12 protein-coding genes are annotated in these 20,321 nt (G+C 42.3%); 6 read left to right on the top strand and 6 right to left on the bottom strand.

What is annotated here, in order from left to right:
* The coding region (locus AB6E51_RS03755) for a lytic transglycosylase domain-containing protein (RefSeq protein WP_372139823.1) at positions 1-374 on the top strand (374 nt) is incomplete at its 5' end.
* Positions 375-929: 555 nt separating this feature from the next.
* On the top strand, positions 930-1,289 hold the full coding sequence (locus tag AB6E51_RS03760; protein ID WP_029224421.1) for a hypothetical protein: 360 nt from the start codon (positions 930-932) through the stop codon (positions 1,287-1,289).
* Positions 1,290-1,309: 20 nt separating this feature from the next.
* Here the strand turns inward: AB6E51_RS03760 and traI are convergent, their stop codons facing one another.
* Positions 1,310-7,093 (bottom strand): conjugative transfer relaxase/helicase TraI, encoded by a 5,784-nt coding sequence (gene traI / locus AB6E51_RS03765; protein ID WP_102333050.1) that lies wholly within the window; start codon positions 7,091-7,093, stop codon positions 1,310-1,312.
* A gap of 181 nt (positions 7,094-7,274) precedes the next feature.
* A complete protein-coding gene (gene traD / locus AB6E51_RS03770; protein ID WP_102333051.1) occupies positions 7,275-9,314 on the bottom strand; it encodes a type IV conjugative transfer system coupling protein TraD in 2,040 nt (679 codons plus the stop codon).
* Between the two features lie 372 nt (positions 9,315-9,686).
* Between traD and AB6E51_RS03775 the strand changes: the two genes are divergently transcribed.
* From AB6E51_RS03775 to AB6E51_RS03790, 4 genes are all read left to right on the top strand, one after another.
* Complete coding sequence (locus AB6E51_RS03775; RefSeq protein ID WP_102333052.1) at positions 9,687-11,384, top strand: ATP-dependent endonuclease; 1,698 nt, start codon at positions 9,687-9,689, stop codon at positions 11,382-11,384.
* Positions 11,381-12,754: a UvrD-helicase domain-containing protein gene (locus AB6E51_RS03780; RefSeq protein ID WP_102333053.1), complete on the top strand. Its 1,374-nt coding sequence runs from the start codon at positions 11,381-11,383 to the stop codon at positions 12,752-12,754. The genes AB6E51_RS03775 and AB6E51_RS03780 overlap by 4 nt, the downstream gene beginning before the upstream one ends.
* An 88-nt stretch (positions 12,755-12,842) precedes the next feature.
* Entirely contained in the window at positions 12,843-13,877 is a 1,035-nt protein-coding gene (locus tag AB6E51_RS03785) for a restriction endonuclease (protein WP_102333054.1), read from the top strand.
* Between the two features lie 201 nt (positions 13,878-14,078).
* Positions 14,079-14,909: a hypothetical protein gene (locus AB6E51_RS03790; protein ID WP_102333055.1), complete on the top strand. Its 831-nt coding sequence runs from the start codon at positions 14,079-14,081 to the stop codon at positions 14,907-14,909.
* Positions 14,910-15,184: 275 nt separating this feature from the next.
* On the opposite strand, the gene AB6E51_RS03795 is transcribed toward AB6E51_RS03790, so the two are convergent.
* From AB6E51_RS03795 to AB6E51_RS03810, 4 genes are read right to left on the bottom strand one after another with little or no spacing between them, the layout of a single operon-like run.
* Entirely contained in the window at positions 15,185-15,652 is a 468-nt protein-coding gene (locus AB6E51_RS03795; protein ID WP_102333056.1) for a Mov34/MPN/PAD-1 family protein, read from the bottom strand.
* Complete coding sequence (locus tag AB6E51_RS03800; protein ID WP_102333057.1) at positions 15,642-17,420, bottom strand: ThiF family adenylyltransferase; 1,779 nt, start codon at positions 17,418-17,420, stop codon at positions 15,642-15,644. The genes AB6E51_RS03795 and AB6E51_RS03800 overlap by 11 nt, the downstream gene beginning before the upstream one ends.
* A gap of 5 nt (positions 17,421-17,425) precedes the next feature.
* Positions 17,426-18,751: a CBASS cGAMP synthase gene (locus tag AB6E51_RS03805; RefSeq protein ID WP_102333058.1), complete on the bottom strand. Its 1,326-nt coding sequence runs from the start codon at positions 18,749-18,751 to the stop codon at positions 17,426-17,428.
* On the bottom strand, positions 18,748-19,842 hold the full coding sequence (locus tag AB6E51_RS03810) for a CBASS cGAMP-activated phospholipase (RefSeq protein ID WP_102333059.1): 1,095 nt from the start codon (positions 19,840-19,842) through the stop codon (positions 18,748-18,750). Before AB6E51_RS03810 ends, AB6E51_RS03805 begins: the two co-directional genes overlap by 4 nt.
* Positions 19,843-20,321: the final 479 nt, after the last annotated feature.

Genomic DNA, 20,321 nt, shown 5'->3' on the forward strand with positions numbered 1-20,321 from the left:
GACAACATTATAATGTTGATCCAGATTTGCTGCGATCGATAGCACAAGTTGAAAGCAGTCTTGATCCTAATGCTTATAACGAAAACAAAAATAAAAAAGGTCAAGTAACCAGTCGTGACTTTGGACTCATGCAAATTAACTCTAGTTGGTTTCCTCGACTGACTGAATTTAATGTCAATGAAACCAATGTCTACGAACCATGTTTTAATGTTTCATTAGGTGCGTGGGTATTAAGCTCTAACTTTGCCAGCCATGGTTATAACTGGAATAGCGTAGGTGCTTATAATGCAGGATTTCTTAAACGTACCGAAAACGCCAGAAGAATATACATCAAAAAAGTTCAAAAAGTCTATTATCAGTTGCCATTAAAATAACCTTTCTTGCACCATAACGGTGCGGCGCTAGTTGTGTCACGATCTTCTTTTTCCGTTTTACATTCCTTCCCTAATGGTCTCAATCACCCTAGATTCAATCGCCAACGGTTCGGCTTTTGAGCTCGACGTCCCTAAAACACACCCCAAGAAAACAAACTAGATGCAGACTCATTGGAGGTCATTGTTACCACTTGGGAATCATCCACACACCACGGCGCATTGAAATCAATGCAAATGGTTGTCTGTTAAAAACATAAAGACAATAAAAACAAGAATTTAAAGATATAATAGTCGTTTAAAGTAACGTGGAAAAATTTTCAAAAATTACACTAATTAGCCGCTTAAATTTCAATGGATAAATATATATTTTCAATGAATATTGATTGATCCCTTATATGTAAAGCGATGAGAGCGTTTTCAATGTTATTTTAATTGGAAATCATTAAATGTTGATTGAGCCCTTTATTGACAAGGCTCAATGGGTGTTTTATAAAATTAATTGATTGAAATTTCATTGGAATAACAATGCTTTTAATTGGGATTGAGGAGGGCAATATGACACGTTCTTATCCATTACAAAGCTCATTACGTGGAAAGTTAGCGCAAGATTTTAAGACGTTTAGGGATAAGGAAGCGTTAAGTGATGCCGAGGCCACGCGGCAACTTTTGATGTTGGCACTGCGCATTAAACTCAATGATAGTGAGGATGATAGTCCATCGAATCGTGCGTTGATGGAAGAGATTTATCGTGTCGTTCGTGGTTCATCTGCGATCACTGATGTGGTTCATGGACAAACCTTTGATGGTGAAAAATTATTCCGAGAACAAAAAGAATCCAAACCCTTTAGGCAACAGGTGAAATCTGATATCGATAATAAAGTCGATGAGTTTCTGGCAGGCAAAAAAAAAGGGTAGTCCATTGGACACCCCTTTTTCTACCGCTCTAACTCTCTATCTAGTTTATTATATTGGTCATTGTTGTTGTCACGCTCCTGATTAAAATCAAACGTTTTTTGAGGGGAGGGTTCTTTGCTGTCGAAGTGTTCAAGCTCTTTATCTTTGATTTCTTTTGTGTGTTGATTAATATCAGTGTCCTGCTTGTTGGTTAATGAATCATGGTCTTGAGTGGGTGTGTCGAATTCCTCTTTTTGTTGATGCGTTTGTTGATGGTATTGTTCAATACCCTGTTTGATTTCCTCAAGCATATTGTCAGGCGAAACAAACTGAATATTTCTCCCTGAAAAGTTAGCCATGATTTTTTCAATGTTGTTGGGATTTAAATCAGTATTGCCTTGACTCAGTACAATCACAATGTTCTGTCTGAGTTCATCGGTAGAGATATTCTGAATGTCATTCTTATGATTGACATTGATAATGTCGTATTGGCCTTGATGCGCTTGATTAATAATAAAAGCATTCTCGATTGAGGTACTGATGATGGTGGTGTGCAAATCACGGCCTTGATGGAATTGCGTTATTTGTTTGGATTTCGTGCCTAATATCCGTGGATTGATGTCGAGTGCCGGATCTTTATTTCCTTGCCCGTCTAAATAAGTCACTTCAATCGCTTTTGTTTCTCCTTTTTTATCGTGAATGTTAGTTATCATCGCCGGGTGAAATGTTTTGTCCTCTGAGGAATATACTGCTTGATGAAAATGAACATGGTCATTCTTAGGGTGTTCAATCCCCAATTTATTGAGGTAAGTTTCGGCTAATGTGCCTGTGAGTGGCAGGCTGGTTTGTATATATTCTTTCGCTCTCTCTTCAAATTGTGCCATGTGTTTTGGCGTCGTATTCAGTAATTGGTCATGTTTGGGGTTGGCGGTGAGTTGGTATTTATCAGGATCATTAAGAATGTTGTGGGCTTCTTGCATTGCCTCCTTATAATATATTTCCTTATGAATCATCATTAAATTGATTAATGAGCCTTTTTTACCGGTGGTATAGTCTTTAAAATACCCTCGATATTCCCCCGTTAACGATACCTTTATTGCCGATTTTCCAATACCAAAGGTGAGATAATCACGGTCTGATTTAGATGGGTTCGGTTGCCCCAAGAGGTTGATGGCTAAGCTTTCGGTGTATTTCGGTAACGTTTGGCTGATGTGTTCTTTAAATTGGTTGTAGTCAAAATCTCCGTTTCTATTGTGATAACGCACGTCTTCATGAGATAGGGCTTTGTCATTAAAGTAAGGCGTACTGTGTGGTGCTATGTTCTCGATGGTTTCAATGGCACTGTGTTTATTGACCTCTTTCGATAACCAGCTCTTCATCATCTGTTTTGGGCTGTCAGTAAAGAGTTTCACATGACTACTCGCCCGGCTTAAATCGATGTAAGCGCGTCTTAAGTTCGTCAGTGCGCCTTTACCCTTTAGGGTGGTAATGACGTTCTGATACGTCGCGCCTTGCGCCATATCTGCGGTTCTGGTGTAAGCGTAATCCCAATGGCCGTCTTTCAGTTGGTTTGGATTAAGGCTTAACGCTTGCCCCTCTTTCGACAGCGCGGTGATTTCTTCTTTGGTGGCATGACTGATGGTGTATTCCACATTGGCTTTAATGCCTCGCGCTTTGTCGGTAAATCGGGTCATGATTTTATCCCCGGTTGAAAGTGGCTTTTCTGATTGAACGAAGAGTGACGTGTATTTGTGGTCTTTGTTGCGTGGTAAAAATGGCTTTGTCTTACCTGTATTTACGTCTTGAAGAGTCACCAAACCGTGCTCCGAATCAACGTGGGTAATGATGTCGTACTCTCCTGGCTTGGTGCTTAAAATGAGCCCTTTCTGATAAGGCATCATGGTGGTCAGCTCTTCTTTGCTATCACCTGTAGAGCGTAATCGGGTGGTGATGATGTTTTCTTGGCCTATCTCCTGTGTTTTCATCAGTCCGGCACGAATGTGCTCAGTGATGTGGTCACGCTCATTATTTGTGTAAGCGATGATCAGCGTGTTTTCTCGTGTCTCGGGCGTGCGGGCAAGGTAGTCCTGCGCCACCGCGTAAGGCAGCTTTTCGGTGGCGATGAGTTGCGCTTTGCTTTGGTCTTTCGCATTCTCATCGAGGGTTGAGACGATATGTTGCGTGCTACCGAGTGTATCAGGGCCTTGCTGAGAGAGTTTATCGAGGGCGCTGTCTGGCTGCTTATCTACAATGTTGTGTACGGCGCCAAGCAGTATTTCATTCTTCTGACGAACGATGTCGGTCATGTAAGCCGTATCGATACGGCCCTGACTTATGCTCAATTCAAACGGTTTACCAGCATTAAGAGAAAGCAGCTGCTCTTTATCCCCAAGCAAGGTGGCTTTGGAGCCGCTTTTCAATACAAGGTCGGTGAGCTCTTTGGCTTGTTGGTTGCTGACCATGGAGCTTTCATCGAGGAAGAACAGCGTGTTTTTGTGCTCCTCTGGTAAGGTGATGCCACGTCTTAGGTCGGTCAGTAAGCTTTCCAGCGTTTGCGCTTGTATCCCTTTGCTTTCCAGTTCGCTGACGGCGGCGTGAGTGGGCGCTAGGCCGATCACTTGCGAAGGTGCCTGGTTACAGGCTTGGGTGGCGTGTTGAATCAATTCAAGGTTGGATTCGAGCAGGGTGGATTTACCGGTGCCCGCCAAACCTTGCACGGCCACAAAACTGTCTTTGGTCGTTGAGATAAGGGTGATGCCGTCCTTTTGTCCTTGGGTAAGGAGAGGCTGTGCATCGAGATAATTTCTGACTTGTTGGTGGGTGGCAAACGGCTTGTGTTGATTTTTCCCTTGCTCAATGTTTCGTAAAATGTGTTTTTCGGTATCGAGTGCCGCTTGGGTGGTCCAGCGTGTACCATCGCTGTATTCGGCAGAGAGGACGTCACTGCGTTTGGCGAGCTCTGTTTCAATTTGCTCTTTGATTATCGGTTGATTGGCCTCTTCAAAAGCGTAACGGATCGCTTCGACGACTAACTCTTTTTGTGTAAACGCCGCTTCTTTTTCAGAAAGATGACCCAGGGCAAAGTTCAACGCTTTCTCTTGCAGTGGTGAATTGTGCTCTTTGTTTAAGAGAGTGAGGGCTTGCTGGATGTCGCTTTTGACTGTGGCGGCGGTGGTTTCAGAGAGGTAGCGGTCGTTGACGTTTTGAGTCTGCATGACTCGCTCGATGGCAGAAAGCTTCACTTCGCTTTTCTCAAGCGCGGCCTGGGCTTTATCGGGGTTGTCGGTAAACACATCGATGCGCGCGCTTTTCTCGGTCAGCTCGTGAAAGAGCGCTTTCGAGAGCGTAAAGGCTTTGCCTGAAAGGAGGGTGTGCGCCCTTGGTTCGATATGACTGGCGGTATGGACATAGTCGTATTGTAGTGGTGCGTCTTTCAGGGCTTCAACGGGGATGGTGTTCGATTCGCCCTGTGTGTCCGTTAACGTTAGGGTTTCTTTAGAAATATCCGTGACTACGTAACGCTCATTGGCGTTCAACTCAGATGGAAAGTGCTTACCTGTGGTCATGAGGCGTTCACCTTGGTTAACTTGCAGCGAGTCAGGTTTAAAGATCTGCATGTTGAGGGCTTTGAATCCGGCGGAAGCGGGATCGAGGGTGTATTCTTGTCCATCGGTTTTGCTCAGGACATGGAGTCGATTGTTTGCCTTATCCGAGGTTGAAACCACTAACTCTTGAGGTTGTCCGTCTTCCCAATGGCGAAGGGTCATACCTGGCTTGTAATGTTGCGCTAACTCCTGTTGGGGCTTAGACAAATAATGAGGCTGCTGAGTGAACAAGGTGATACCGCTGCGGGCAAGTTGACCCTCGTTCTGCAGAGAGGACCGGATCGCGTCCGTCAATCGTCGTTGTTCAAGGTGAGAAGTCGCCAGCACTTGTGTGTCTTCTTTGTTTGGTAAGTGGGTATACGCTCTAGCGAGGGTGCGTGTATCGCTGTTGTGCAAGGTAACCTTACTGTCTTTCTGTTTGCTGTCTACCCAAGAGTGCGAGACGACGTTGCCTCTGCGATAAAGCTCGATCGCGTTATAAGATTTAAAACCTTGGCGACTGGACGTGTTGTTCAGCAAGATGACTTTGCTACCCGATCCCTTAGCTTTTGCGTTTAAAGCCATCAACTCATTGGCGCTCATTTTGTGGGCGCTGTCGACAAGAAGGATGTCTTTGTTGGTCATAGGGACGTCTGAGTGCAACAAACTATGGACAGAGTGGCGCTGCTCTTCTTGAAATCGGTGTTTTATCCAGGTGGCGACCGTATGACTTTCACGTTGGATGGTTTGGCTATGACGGTGTTTGTCTTTGGCGTTTTGTGACACTAAGTGGACACGTTTACCGACATGGTTGCCGACGTTCAAGAGGTTTTGCGCGATTTGCTCACTGTTGCCAAACACATTAACCACATGAAACTGCTTGGTGGACTGGTAAATGTCCGCCACCTTTTGGCGGTTGCCTTGAGTGAGGTTTAATTTATCTAACGTAGCGTCATTGACTGGCGTGCGCATATGGCGCGTACGCCCTTTGCTGGCCGCCATTAACGCTTGTTCGGTTTTCAGCATGGCTTGAGTGGTGTATTGACCTTTTTCTGAAAGAGGGATGAGAGCACCGTTTTTCACCCATTGGTCAGCGACCATTTTAAGGTCAATCGCATTGGCTTGTACGCCGCCTTTGGTAAACTCGGCCGCGGCTAATTCTATAATCTTTTCCAGTTTTAATGCTGTGTTGTATTGCCCTAAGTGTTCAACGGCGCGACCAAACGCGTCTTTAGCGATTTCTTCAGGGTTCTGTTCTTGTGGAGTGATCCCCAGGGCGTTTTTAACCAGTTCTTCGGGCTTATGGCCTGCGTTGCGCACCGTTTGTTGCCAATGAGCATTGAGCGTTGCCTCACTTTCGTAGGTTTTGGACTTGCGCGTATCAAGGTTGGCTACGTCTTTTGCCGCGCGGGATTCAAAGCCTAAGTCTAAGGTTTGTTGTTCTATTTGTTGTGAGCGAGTGGAGAAGGTGTCGATTAATACTTGAGGAACGCCTTCAACATCAAATTGACCATTGCCGAGGGCTCGCGTTGTATAGCCTAACTCTATAACTTCTTTAGCCAATTGGCTCTGGTACAAAATACCGTAGTATTTTTGGAAGTTGTAAATGCGCTCGCCTGTCCCATTGATGACGCCGCCTTTTTGTTTGAGAGAAGAGGCGAGTGTACGCAGTTGCCCTTCTTTGTCGCGGGTCATGTTTGCCGTCAAGGCATGGGAATGGAGTTGTGGATCGTTTTCACGACTGGTTTTGTGGCGGACGACCGCAAAGGCCATGTTTTCGGTATTGTTAAACTCACGCTCCCCTTCTTTGTTAATCGAGACGGCTTGTGCTGCGTCTGTCTCTAATTGAGATAGAGCAAATTTGACCGCGTCATTATGTGCATCAATAAGGCGAGTATCCCCGCCAACGAGTGCGAGCGTGCTTAATCTTTTTGGTGCTGAAAAAGTCAGGTCAAAACCACATTTATGGTCGCCCCGTTTACCTTTGATGGTTTCATTGCCTAGGTGTCCAGATAAAACGGACTCTAACGTTTTTTGGTTAACCGGTTTACCGATTAGACCTGCTTCTTTGGCTAACTGACCGTGCCAAAAAGTGTTTTCATTGGTACTGCTTTCTTTGAGGTAGTAGTTGTCGTTACTGTCTTTCTCGAGTGACGTATCAAAGGTATTTGGTGTGTTTTCTTCGTTCAAGTAATACTTGGCGGCGCCAGAGGCGGATTTAAGAGGGCTAATAGACATCATAAGGTGTTCTCCTTTTGTTGGGGCGCAGCAAAGCTGCCACGTCAGCGAAATGCCGGTGATTTGGATTCCGTGCGAATGGGTTAGCGACGGTGTTGATGCGAATGGAGGGGGCCGGGCTTGTTACAGGGGAGGGCTAAATTGTTTTTGCTCTCAGTGAGCATTGATGTTGTATTTCGTGTGGTTAATCGTACATCTCGCCCTGTTCTATTTGTGTTATGGATGCCTCTTCGGTTTCTCGCTGAAGTGCATTTTGTGTGTCTTCTGCGAGCTGTTGGTTTTGGGTTGCGTTATTGGTCGGGTTTTTCTTTTTCGAGGCTTTGGCAAGAGTTTGTTTTTGACGGGCTCTGGTTTGCTGCTGCTCTTCTTCGTTTTCATAGGTACTTTGCTGGATGGCAAGTAATCGGTTTCTTTGGGTTTCATCGAGTTCATGCAAAGCAATTAATTCATGAAAAATTAAGGCTTGATCGATACTCTCCATTGCTTTCCCTCCGAGTATGCTGCGTTTGATGAAGGAGGGTTGGAGATTGCTCATGCGATCGTATTTCAGTTGCAGTTTCGTGATGAGCATGGAGTTAGGCGTTCGCAAGTAACACTCTAAATCATCCAAACCTTGGATTTCCGCTGGAGAAACCACCGGGCGCGTTTTGTTTTGATGGCCGAGTGAGACACCGTCACGCAGTGCGTTCGCACCGTAAGAGATATTTTCTCGTGAGATATCGATTTCTTGATCACCAAGGTCCTCCGAGGAAATGGCGGCCATCGCTTTTGAAGGGGCACGGAAGAAAAAGCGCGTGTTGAGCAAATCAAAAATGACTCTGGCCGCGTTACGCCCATAAGTGGTTTCTAATTGAGCGTAAGATTGCAACCCCAGTAAATAACACCCCCCAAATTTACGCACTTCAGAAATAATGTGCGTGAGCTCAGGCAGTTTATGTAACGTAGGCATTTCATCGATGATCACCCAAATTCGGCGGTCGTCATCGGGCTCCATTCCTAGAATGGCGTTGGAGGCAATCGCAAGCCACATCGAGATCAGTGGTCTGAGGGCGGTGTGTTGTCTTGCATTACTGGATAGGAACAGAAACCCTTGTTGTGATTCGTCTTGTACCCAATCAGTGATCGAAAATGGCGCCCGTTTACGGTGGCCTTGGGCGTCTTTTTCATCCAAACCATGTAAGTAACGTAAGGATTTAATGTAAGTCGCCAGAACCGATTTGATGGAGATAGCCGTCTTCTCAATACTTTTCGAGACTAGGGAGCTGGCTTCGGTGTCTTTTAAGTGTTCACCTAACGTTGAAAGCTCAGATGTTAAGATAATGTGCAGCAAATTTTCAATGGTACATTTGTGTTTGTCATCGATCATCATTTGATAGGTGGTTGCTGCGAAAATGGTTCGTGCGGAATCCACCCAAAACGGGTCGCCTTCGCCGTGTTGCGGAATAAGCGCGGCCGCGAGCGATTCAAAGTCCGGGGCTTCTTTGGCATCACTCCAAATATCCCATGCAGCGCAACGCTCATCGAAGGGATTCAAAATCACGTCTTTATGCGGGTCATAGAACTTACTGACAAAATCGCAGCCTTTGTCGTAGATGATGGCTTTATCGCCTCGCGCCCGTATCCAACGTAAGAGCTTGCGAATTGCAACGGATTTACCTGCCCCCGTAGTGCCGTCAATCATCAGGTGTTTGACTTCAAATCCATCAACAAAAAGCTTGTGACCATCGAGCGCAAAAGGGGAGAGTTTTTTCTTCTTTTTTAGCTCTGCGGTGACGGCTTTAGGCTCAGCCAATTGAAAGCCTCGAATGTGATTATCTTCGCTCTGCTTCTGCCCTTTTCTCTTAAACCAGTGGTTAATCATCACAAACAGCACGGTGGAAGCGGCCACATAGACCAGTAGGCCAACAAACAGGGCTTGCAGCAATTCTTGGTAGCACTGTGACAAGATGGGGTTTTGCAGTTGTTGGCCAAGGGTGCTGCTGTAGCGTTGCTCTTCCCATTCGACCACCACGTTGCGCTCTAAGCTAAAACCTAACTTGTTGAAAAGCTGAAATAGACTGTAGTAGTAGGCACCCGTGAATGTGTTAGTCGAGGTGATGAAGTAGGTGGTGAGGAGCCCTAGCAAGGCCGCGAAGATATTGAGGTACTTGATTGTGGTCACGTTCACTTGCCACCACATACGGATGTTGTGAAAAGTGATTTGACCACCACGAGTTGTAGACATAGAAAAACTCCTTGTGAAGGAAAACAAAAAAAAAGCGCCCACACTGAGTGCGGCGCTTTTGGTCGGTAGAATGAAATCAGAAATAAGGTGACAGGCTGCAAAGGAGGTGTATTACGAGTGCCAAGGTTAAGGTTCGACAGAATCGCTTGGTGATCACAATGCTAGAGCCGAGCACGGCAACACACTTTTGCCCCATTGTGAGTTGAATACTTAAATCACACCTATAGTCTTTCGATATGTTTTTCTAATGTTCGAGGGCATGTGAGGCTAATCATAGATGCTGTAATTATGACGGTAAAACACTTATTTGAATTCGATCTTTTGTAGTACATTAGTGGCATATGCGCTTGTATGCTTTATAGGATAATTCTTATGTACATCAAAAAGGTAACGATTAATAACTACCGCAGCTTTCGATCTTTTGAGGCTCAGTTACAAAAGCTAACTGTTGTTATCGGAGAAAACGACACGGGCAAGACAAACTTCTTCACCGCACTTTCGTTACCCCTAAGTGGCAATCAGATAGATTTCAATCAAAAGCGTTTAAGCATTTCTGATATCAACAAGGACTCAGTTATAGAGTTCTTTGCTTCAGTAATCAGCGAAGAACCTACACCAAACCAGCTCCTGAAAATTCCAAAAGTATCAGTGACTGTAGAGTTCGCTGATCCCAAAGATAGCTATGAGACTGCATTGTTATCTAAATGGGTAGTATCTGATGGTGATGGCGAAACTTATAAAATTAGATATGACTTTAAGCCTAAAGACGACGCGGACTTACTTGAAGTAGTAAAAAAGTCGCTTGAAGGTAAGACTATCGACGATGTGAACTGGTTTACCTTACCCGTCGAGCTATATGATTATCAAATCGTATCGGTAAACAACGAAAAAACTATCGCCTTTAGCGACCTCAAACACGTAAGCATTCATAGTATCAACGCTGAGCGAGATGATTTCTCAGAAAGCAGTTCAATGAAATCTAACAGCATCTTCACAAAGCTGCTTATGAACACACTCGATGATGATGGCAAAAGTCAGATCAATACTGCTTACTCTGAGTTCTTTACCGCAATCGAAGACACAGAGACATTCGACAAAGTCATTAGTACTAACCCAGACTTTGATAACTACGATGACATTATCAAAAAACTAGAATGCACTCCTAATCTGCCTAACTTGAAGAATATTTTATCGAACATCACGCTCAAATATGGCGACGAGTTTCTGTACCAAAAAGGCTTGGGACAAAGAAACCTTATTTACATATTCATTCTGTTTGCTTACTACAAGTCGTGCGGCGATACATTCAACCTATGTTGTATTGAAGAGCCTGAAGCGCACTTAAGCGTTAACAATCTGCGTTTAGTAAGAGACTTCGTCGAGAAAAGTTCAAATAACAGCGGCTCGCTGGTACAAACCATAATCTCGACTCATAACCCTACGATCATCAACAAGCTACAAATCTCTAATGTATTAGCATTTACTGGAGATAAAGCTATTAGCCTATCAGACGCTTCACCTAAATTAGTTGATTATCTAAGAAAACGACCTAACTTCGACATACTGAAGCTGTTGTTCGCAAACAAAGTGATTCTGGTCGAAGGTACGACCGAAGAAATGCTAATTAGTACATATCTGTCTAAAAAAGCTGGTCTACAAGACCTAGAACTCATAGCTATTGGGCAACGCGGTTACACCAACTTCTTAAATATTTGGCTAGCATTAAACAAAGATAATCTTAATAAGAAAATCGGTGTTATCCGTGACTATGACAATTCAGATGCAACGAAAGCAAAACATGATGCTTATGACGCAGCTCATACCAACATCACTGTAAGAACAACCACCAACTACACTCTAGAAATTGATTTAGTAGAAACAGACGACAACTTGTCTTTACTAAATGGTTTGTTCGGTATGACGGAAGATATTAAAGAAGTATCAGATCACATGATCAAGGGTAAAGCAGCTAGAATGCTAGATGTGTGTGATGCAATGGTCCGTGAAGAAGACCCAATTGATATTGAGCTACCACCTCATATTGCACAAGTCATTGAGGCAGTATCATGATTGAAGTGCAAATTGCTGGGGCTGGAGCTGGAAAAACTTATGGCTTAGCAGAAGCTTTGATAAAGCACATCAAAGCCTGTACCAGTCACAAGAAGACGTTTGCACTAACGTACACAAACACAGCAACAGCAAAGATCGAGCAAGAGGTTATCAAACAGCATGGCTTTATCCCGCCAAATCTCTGTATACAAACAGTACATAGCTTCTTGCTGAATGAAATTATCTATCCGTTTTCATCATTTACACTCGGTGATGTATATAACGATGCATCAATTATGTCTGTTGGGAATCCTAAATATAAAGCTCGTTTATTCAAACACTTAAGAGAGCGAAATGTCATTCACGCAGAGAACGTCTATAACATCGCTAAACAAATTGTTGATGAGACCGTAAGCAAACACAGCAACAGATCTAAGAAAGCCAAGGTTCAACGACTCTTGGCTATTCTTGAAAACTGTTTTGATAAAATATTCATTGATGAAGTTCAAGACCTAGATGGTGACGCACTGCGAATATTCGAGGTACTCGGCAGTAACGGTATTGACGTATACATGATCGGAGACCCGAAACAAGCAATCAAGTACCCCAAAGCACTCGATAGTTTTATTGAGAAAGTAACAGCACAAGAATATGCAACCATACTTGAGATCAACAACCATACTAGACGTGTACCTACCGAGATACTAGCCATCTCTAACGGTTTTTGCTATGAAGATCAGCAACAAGAGTCGCTATCGGAGGTTGTCGGTGAGTTAATGTATATAGAGTCAACCGACGCTAAGTACGACGATCTACTCAATAGCTACATAGACACTAAACAAATAGTTTGTATCGACAAAAAAACTGGTCGGTATTCAACATCATCTAAGCATCGATATTCTTTCCCCCGAGAGATCGAGGAGATGATTCGTGAGTCTAACCACAAGAAAGACAAGACATTGTTTGTGAAAGCAGCTTTTGCTGACTTTATGGATGATGTAGCTAAAGATAATGCTAAAAGAGCAGTAAACAAGCTAAAAGCTAGACATTCGTTGACACTAGAGAATTATCACTTTGCTCAGCTATATGAACTATGCGCTAAATGTACAGAAGACAACGTTCAGTTTAGAGTACAAAGCATTGACTCGGTTAAAGGGCTGGATGCCGATACTTGTGTTGTTATTATTAGTCCTAACCTACTGAAATATCTAACTAAAAATAACCTCAGTAGAGCTAATTATTTTAACAAAGAGTGGAAGAAGGTTTATGTAGCTCTTACGCGGGCAAAGAAGAGATTGATACTGGCCTTGGATCATGACCTACTCTCTGATTCTGACATGGGTGTGGTGAGAGATTCCATTGGAGCACTCGGTTTCGTCTATCATGACTGACTTGGTTTTGCTCACACTGAATAAAGAGATACTTTTATACGTCTGAGTAGCATTAGGCATTAAGATGAAATAAATAAGACTTGGTGAAATGAATTATAAAGAAGAATACAAAAAGTGGCTTGAACCACCAGAGGGAGCATCTTCAACTTGGTTTAGACAACGAGGGTATGCTTTTGAAGAAATTCTCAAAAATTGCTTAAATAGTGAGGGAATGGACCCACGTTCTAGTTATAAAGCCGATGGGGAACAGATTGACGGATCATTTTTCCTTGATGGTAGCGTCTTCTTGCTTGAAGCAAAGTGGCATTCAAATGAGCTTCCTGCCTCATCGATCTATCAGTTCAAAGGTAAAGTCGATGGTAAGCTGCTGGGGACAATTGGAGTCTTCATTTCAATGTCTGGCTACTCGAAAGACGCCGTTGATGCTCTCACTTTAGGTAAATCTCTCAATGTTATATTGTTTGGTAAAGAGGATATTGATGCTGCGTTGATTGGCAACAGCACATTCAAAAATGTTCTTAAGTCTAAGTTACGAATTGCAGCGGAACAGGGGGTGGTGTACCACTCGACCAACTACGAGCAAGCTACCAAAGATGGACAAATAATCATTGAGGCATTTACTTATGACAATATGTCATCGAGTTTAGTTAGACAAGATGCAAACTTTGAAGGTCAATCAGATTTGGTTGTTATCTGTGAAGGTTCCACCGACCGTGAAATTATTTCGCTATTAGCTACCAGAATCTTGCGAGAAAATGGATTAGCTAAAAAGGTCAATATAGTTGTAGCTATGGGTAAAATGACAATTCCTAGAGTTGCAAATGCGACAGTAAATATTGGCACAAGCTCACCTGTGCTTATTGTCACAGATTCAGATGACGACTTTTCTGGTACAAGAGATATGCTAAAACGTGGTGTCGAGTTATCAAATTGGGAGTACGCAATACCTGATCCAGCTATTGAATCTTGGCTTGGCGTAAAACGTGAGGACTTACGTAGGGTGCGCCGTGGTGACAATATGCGAGAATTTTTATCGAAACAGGTCGAACAGCTAGATTTAAATGAACTAGCAGCAAAGAACGACTCATTTAAAATTCTGCATGACTGGGTAAAAAATGCCTAACTAGCATTTAAGGTTTAAAGATACTTTTTCTAATCTGACAGAAACGGTTTTGTGCAATACCCCTAAATTGTTTCTGTCCAGAGACTTCTCAGCGGGGTTCATGGCTTACAAAAAATTGCCCTATTCTAAGCTAGATCTGTTCCGTTTCTCATTTCTATATGAGGTTATTTGACCTATTTTTTCTTATGCCACAAAGTGTCTATGGATTTGGTGGCAATTCAACACCTCGGCAAAAAGGATTTATTCGAGCAAATGAAAACGATAACAGTTGAAAAGGGTGACATAGAGCTAGGCCTTTGGACTTTCGAAGATAATAAACTCACTACAGGGACTTACAACGTACAAGAAATACCTATACAAGACGTTGTTAAGCTTCAAAAGAATGAGGTAATAGGAAAGAAGTATTACGTAACTTTTGAGTTAGGTTCTACTCAATCTTTCGTTGCTACTATGAAAGAAAAAACTTACTTGGCTATCTATGATAGTTTCGTGAAACTTGGCAACAACCCGATCTCAACAGTACTTCTGTTAAAAAGAAAATCGAAGAAAAATGTGGTTTGGTCGGTGTTAGGGGTGTTATTTTTGGTCGGTATATTTTCTGGCTCTGGCTCAGATTCTCGACCAGAAGAATGTGACTTTTTGTCTGACGATAAATTAAGCACAAGGGCTTGGAACAAAGAGTATAAATCTTGTAGCTCCGATTATTTAAATATTGACGCAAATATTGTTGGCTCATCTGGAGCGCCTAACAACATCGCATACTATTACCAGAAAGGTCAGGCTTGGTTAGTGCTGAATATGAATGCTCCTAACAACACTAAAAGGTCATTTGATAAACTAGTTTCTTCGGCAAAAACTCTGTCACTAAAAAGCACTGGACTGGAACTACCGACAGAAATTGCAGAAGCAGTTAAAGATCACTCTAAACTGCCTTTATCTATGGCTAATGGTAAACATCGTTGGAAACTAGTTAAGGAACAATGGCCAAGTGGCAATGGTTATGAACTCAAGTTCTACCTCTATGATTTATAGACTTTTTGATAGAAGTGTTTTGAGTTCTTTTGTGCTGTTGCTGTATAACCGACTTGAATGTCTGAAAATGATTCGTATCAGTCAATAATGGATACAAACTTAAGTTATTTTCCATACTTTTAGTTATTCATGTATTGCTAATTTAGATGGGGTACTGGCACGCTTTTGTCCAAAAACTTCTCAGATTGAATTTTTACCCGTGGCATTTTATAGCTCGAAAATGCCCCAATCCAAGTTTCAGTACCTTCTAAGATCTATAAACAAAACTAATTCGATTACCTGCGAGAGGAAAGTTTTGATAATCTAGTCCCTTTCATCTTTCCGATCCAAAAATCTTTTATCCCGACAATGAGAACTATCTTAGTTGCTCCGCCTTTGAGGTGTGCTGACCATGATGACTTATCTTGTTGCGATGGTTGAGGGAAGTCCTCGGGGTGAGTATGCCACTCTCCGATATAATTAACCGTTCCCCCAGACAACTGGAAACAATTATCTACTTTCTGTTGATGGTGTTTACCTCGCCTATCCACTAGGTTTCTCTGTCTAAGATCACCAAATCCGGGCTTAGACAGATCAGTAATAACTATATGCTGGCCTCTTTCTTCACCAAGTAGCACACCTGCTGCTTCAGTATCTTGCATTTCAGTTTGTCTATATTTTTCTAGAACGGCTAAAACATGTTCAGTAATTATGACGAGGTGTCCATTGCTATCTTGATACGTAAGCTCTCTCTCAAACTTCATTGCATACCACGCATTGCATTTGAGGCTGCAGTACCTTTCTCTTTCCGGTACGATGGCGAGGGTCTAAGATAAACTCACTGTAAGTCCAAGGCGTGCTTGCATTAAGAGTATTTAGTACGGCCTCCAACGCCATAGCTGCAGAAATCTGGCTTACTCCAGCGTCATAAACTGTATAAGTATTTCCACAGCTGACTTTTTTTTCTTTAGACAGGTCTAGGTCTTTAAAGCGCATGTCGATATGGTCTTGATGGATGCTCTTATCAACCGTCATACACCCATAGCAACTCAGACTGTCATCAACTAAAACCTTAGCTGCTCTACCATTACCATCATTGAACACATGAACGATAGTAGGCCGTTTGACTGATATCTGACGAACAACAAATGCTAGCCTCTTTGATATAGGGGGACGACCAGTTGCATCAATAACAATATCGTACTTACTAAGCGTTCCTTCATTGATAGGAAAATTATTATCAAATCCAGAAATATTTTTAGCTAAGTGTGTTGAGTTCTTAAGCTTTTTAGCCAAAGCTGAGGCTTTATTGCTCCCAAAGTCTGATACAGAAAGTGTATGCCGAGAAAAGTTATGAGGCTTTAGAGTATCTCTATCGTAGAGATGTAAGCATTTCGCATCTAAGCCAGCTCCGTTTCGAACGAGCAACTCTGCTAAATATCCCCCTATTGTACCGCACCCAATTAGAGCAATGCTTTTTGAGCTTAACTCAAACTCCCTCTGTTGATTACGGCTTAATATGGCGGATTTATCCGCTTTAGTAATTGATAACCGAGCGAGCTTGGAGCAAAAACCTTTTCTAGACATAATTCCGATCAGATTTTTGAAAGACGTTTGCTTCCTCTTTCTTCGGGTTTTCCGCGAACTAAACTGGCACTCAATACTATTGACATCTATCTCTAGATAAAGGGAAACCGGATCTTGCTTCTCAATATCAAGCACTACAATATTTCTTTTTGCTTTTGAGTTAGATAGGCATCGAACAAGATGATCTCTTGCGCTGAAATCAACTAGTTCAAGCCAAGATAGCACCTCTTTAAGATCTTGAGGCGGCCACTCTACACCGGATAACCGACTTGGACGAACCCAGACATAATGAGTTTTTATCGAAGGGCTCTCAGGACGAACCAACTCTAAGCCTCTTTGATTTAGCCAGCTTTGTAAGTACTGATTGCTCTGTAAGTCATGCTCTTTTTTATCAACCTCTACGGTAATATACTCACTTGACCGTAGCTTTTCTTTACCTGTCGCTCTTGCTAACACGGATGTGTAGCTGGAGTGTCTTCGAAGTTCGCTGAGTGAATATAATTCGGCAGTAGAAGACCAGTAAGATACAAATTCATTATCAAGCTCCTCGTCTCCCTTGACTTCATTGTTCATAGCATTTACTGCAATATCTAGTGTTGTCTTTATCTGAAGATCTACAGTTTTATATAGTTCAACTAAGTTATTCGGATTCCAGTCAGCTTCCATTTGTTCGACGTAACACAGGTAGCCTTCATGAGATATATGAGGGATTAGCCGCCCTTGGAGAGCTAGCGGCATCTCAATTACAAAGACAGTTGGAAGCTCAATATGCGGGTCACTCGCTTGTATCATTGCAACTTCAAACGCACCATACTTTGTATCGTATCTTTTTATATAAACCCCACCTAAAATGGAGTGTTTCTGTAAAAAGGATTCTTTTCTTAAACGGTTTATAGGTCTGTAACTATAACCAAGCTTAAGTAGAGCCTGATGAGTAATACTCACGATGTTTATCCACTCACCATTGAAGAACTGATTTGTGTAGAAGAGTTTGCTTTAGTTGGTTCCTGACTATATGCAGGAGCGGCAGCCTTATGCTTAATAAGCTCTCTGTCAAAAACTCGCTCTCCGAAAACTAAAGACAATTTAGATAGAGCATCACTTTTTGATTCAGCTCTTTCTGCTTCTCGTAGTTGTTCAGGTAATAACCTCAACTTACCAACAATATCTCGCTCTCTATTGGTATGCTGACTTTCTGGCGGAAACAATGGTCTTTCATCAGTGTCATCTGGACTTTCAACCCCTTTAAGAAACTCTTGGTATAAGTTGTCAGCAACAACCTTCATTGTCTCTCCCATATCTTGAGCCTCAACAGAGTGTTGCTGCAAAACTTCAACCGTTGCAGCCATCAAACTGATGGACGATGGACCACCAACTTGCCATTGTGCATCACGCCAAGCTTTCATATACCTGCATATTTTTCGCAAATGTTTGCCTATACGGCGGCACTCGCCTTCAAACCAATCTTCAACAATCTTCGGGTCACTATTCATCCACTTAGGACTACCAGGTTCTCCATCTCTAAGAGCAAGGTTTACATTTTCAGAGTCTAACTTTTCATACTCTAGGTCATCAGCTGAATCTTGTATAAAGCCATATGCTTCCATCCCCGCTGACTCATACATAGTACGATTATTTAACGCCTTGAGCATGGCTGTTTCTTTTTGCAAGAACTGTTCTTTTGGGATTGCATACATTGGCACATCAATGTGTGTTCGCTCTTGAGGGATTTTTATACGAGCACAAGTTCGTTTGCTATCGAACTCCCAGCCAATATTTTCTTCAACGAGTGATTTAAGGGAAGCATCAACCAGAAGAGTTAAGAGTTGGTGACCAATCTTTGGTTCAGACTCAAAGAAAGTCATTGGAAGATAGGTTCCATCATCAATGTCCATTTCTTGGCCTAGGTGAAAAGGGCGGTTTAAAGTTTTGTATTTGAAGCTTCCCTGAGTCCAAAATCTAGGCTTTAAGATTGAAAGCTCCTTTAAGGTATCTCTGTCCATTTGGCTCAACAAACTGCTTGCTTCAATGATTTTTTGTTGGGTAAGATATTGAAGATTTGTCTTTAGTAGACGAGTGTACAGATAGTCACTATTTTGGCTAAACGCAGCCTGCTCTTTGGCTATAGCCCCAACTTCCTCAAAGACACTTGTAATGCGCTTCCGGACAGTATTACGAAGATACAAAAGCTTTTCATCTTCTTCTTTATTGAGAAGAAGTTTACCCATTAAACCGTCTGTTCGATTAGTGTAGTAATGGTGTAGATTCCAATTCATGCTAATGTTCCTTTTTCGTTTGAGGTATCAGCCCTCGCTTTAGATTTAAATGTTTCAGCTGGTTTAGAAAAAATCAATTCTAGCCGTTTATCTTTTGCAAACTCTTCATTTGCCAACTGCTTGCCTCTAGAAGCCAAATTGTCTAGCGCTTCAATACTAGAGTTATCAAGTGTAATATCTCCTGCTGCTTCATTTGGGACTCGGCTATCTAAGCTAATATAATTGCCAATGGCACCGTGCACACTCAACTCTCTTGATAGCATAAACTGATGTAAAATCTGATTAGCGGTCATAGTAGTAAGAACTAATCGCTCTCCTAACCCCCACATCCCTAGGTAACCCTTTTTTGCTCTCAATAGCTTCGGACTAAGTGCATATTCTTCACCCATAGTCCCAACATTCAGAACATGGATATCTGAGTATGAAGCATCTGGAAAATCACTTTTCATATCACCAAAAACCTCATGCAACCCTACAAAGCTAGGATTGTTAGCAACTAACCCCCCATCAACAAAGTACGCTTTAAGATCTTCGCAAAAATATGGTTCGAAATAAGTAGGTGCAGCAGACGTGGCTAGAGCAGCATCCACCAACTTCAAAGGCCCATCACGAGTGAAATCTGGGTTATGTGGTGTCTTAAAAAACTGAGGACGCCCCGTTGATAAGTTGACAGTAGGGATCATTACACGCCTATCAAGATCGTTAAATGTTGTGCTTTCCCCAATCATTTCAATAATGGCTTCTTTCAGTGGCCCAGTTTTATAAGTGGCACCAAACGCTTTCTTGATTGTTTTTAGTAGATTATTGAACCATTTATGCTGAGGAAATATCTTATCGCTTTTACTATAAAAAACGTTTTTTAGCTCTCGTGCAGATTTCCCCTCGGCCAACCCTAAAGCGAGAAGTCCTCCTATGGATGTACCTGTAATCAGATCAAAGTAGTCACCAATCTTAATCGTCTTCTCGTTTGAAGAATCTTCAAGGATTCGCTCTAATTCAGCTAACACGCTAATAGTAAAAAGGCCTCGGACGCCCCCGCCATTGAGGCTCAAGACTCGGACTGCATTTGAGGGAAGGAGGTTATCGCTCATTTCTTTTCCTTTAATCTGATGTTACTGGAGTGCTTTATAAATGCCATCTGCACTTATAGTATCCATTCCATATATTGACACTTAAATAGCAACTAAACACAAGATATGGGTATGGGCGGTATTTTTCAATAGCTTGCAAAGGATAAAATGAACGATAATTCCAAAGAGGGATCTTTCTTGTTAGCGTCTGCTAACCCTAGGCCGTAGGAAATGCCTTCTGTTGATATATACAGTGAGCATGTTTGTGCATTAATTATCTGAGAATAATTTTGTATTGAATTTATTTAGGACGCAGACGAACCTCATGTATCATCAGGCTTGGTTAGAATTGCATAGACACGATAGTGTGTTTTTCGATACCAAAAGTTATCCACACTGCTCTAATTTAGCAAATTCCCTAACACAAAGATGTCCAAAAGCTTCTCAGGTCGAATTTTTACCAGTGGCACTTTCTTAGATTTTTTGCTCTTCTATATGTT

Source organism: Vibrio sp. 10N.247.311.47, from assembly GCF_041467535.1.
Lineage (GTDB): Bacteria > Pseudomonadota > Gammaproteobacteria > Enterobacterales > Vibrionaceae > Vibrio > Vibrio crassostreae_C.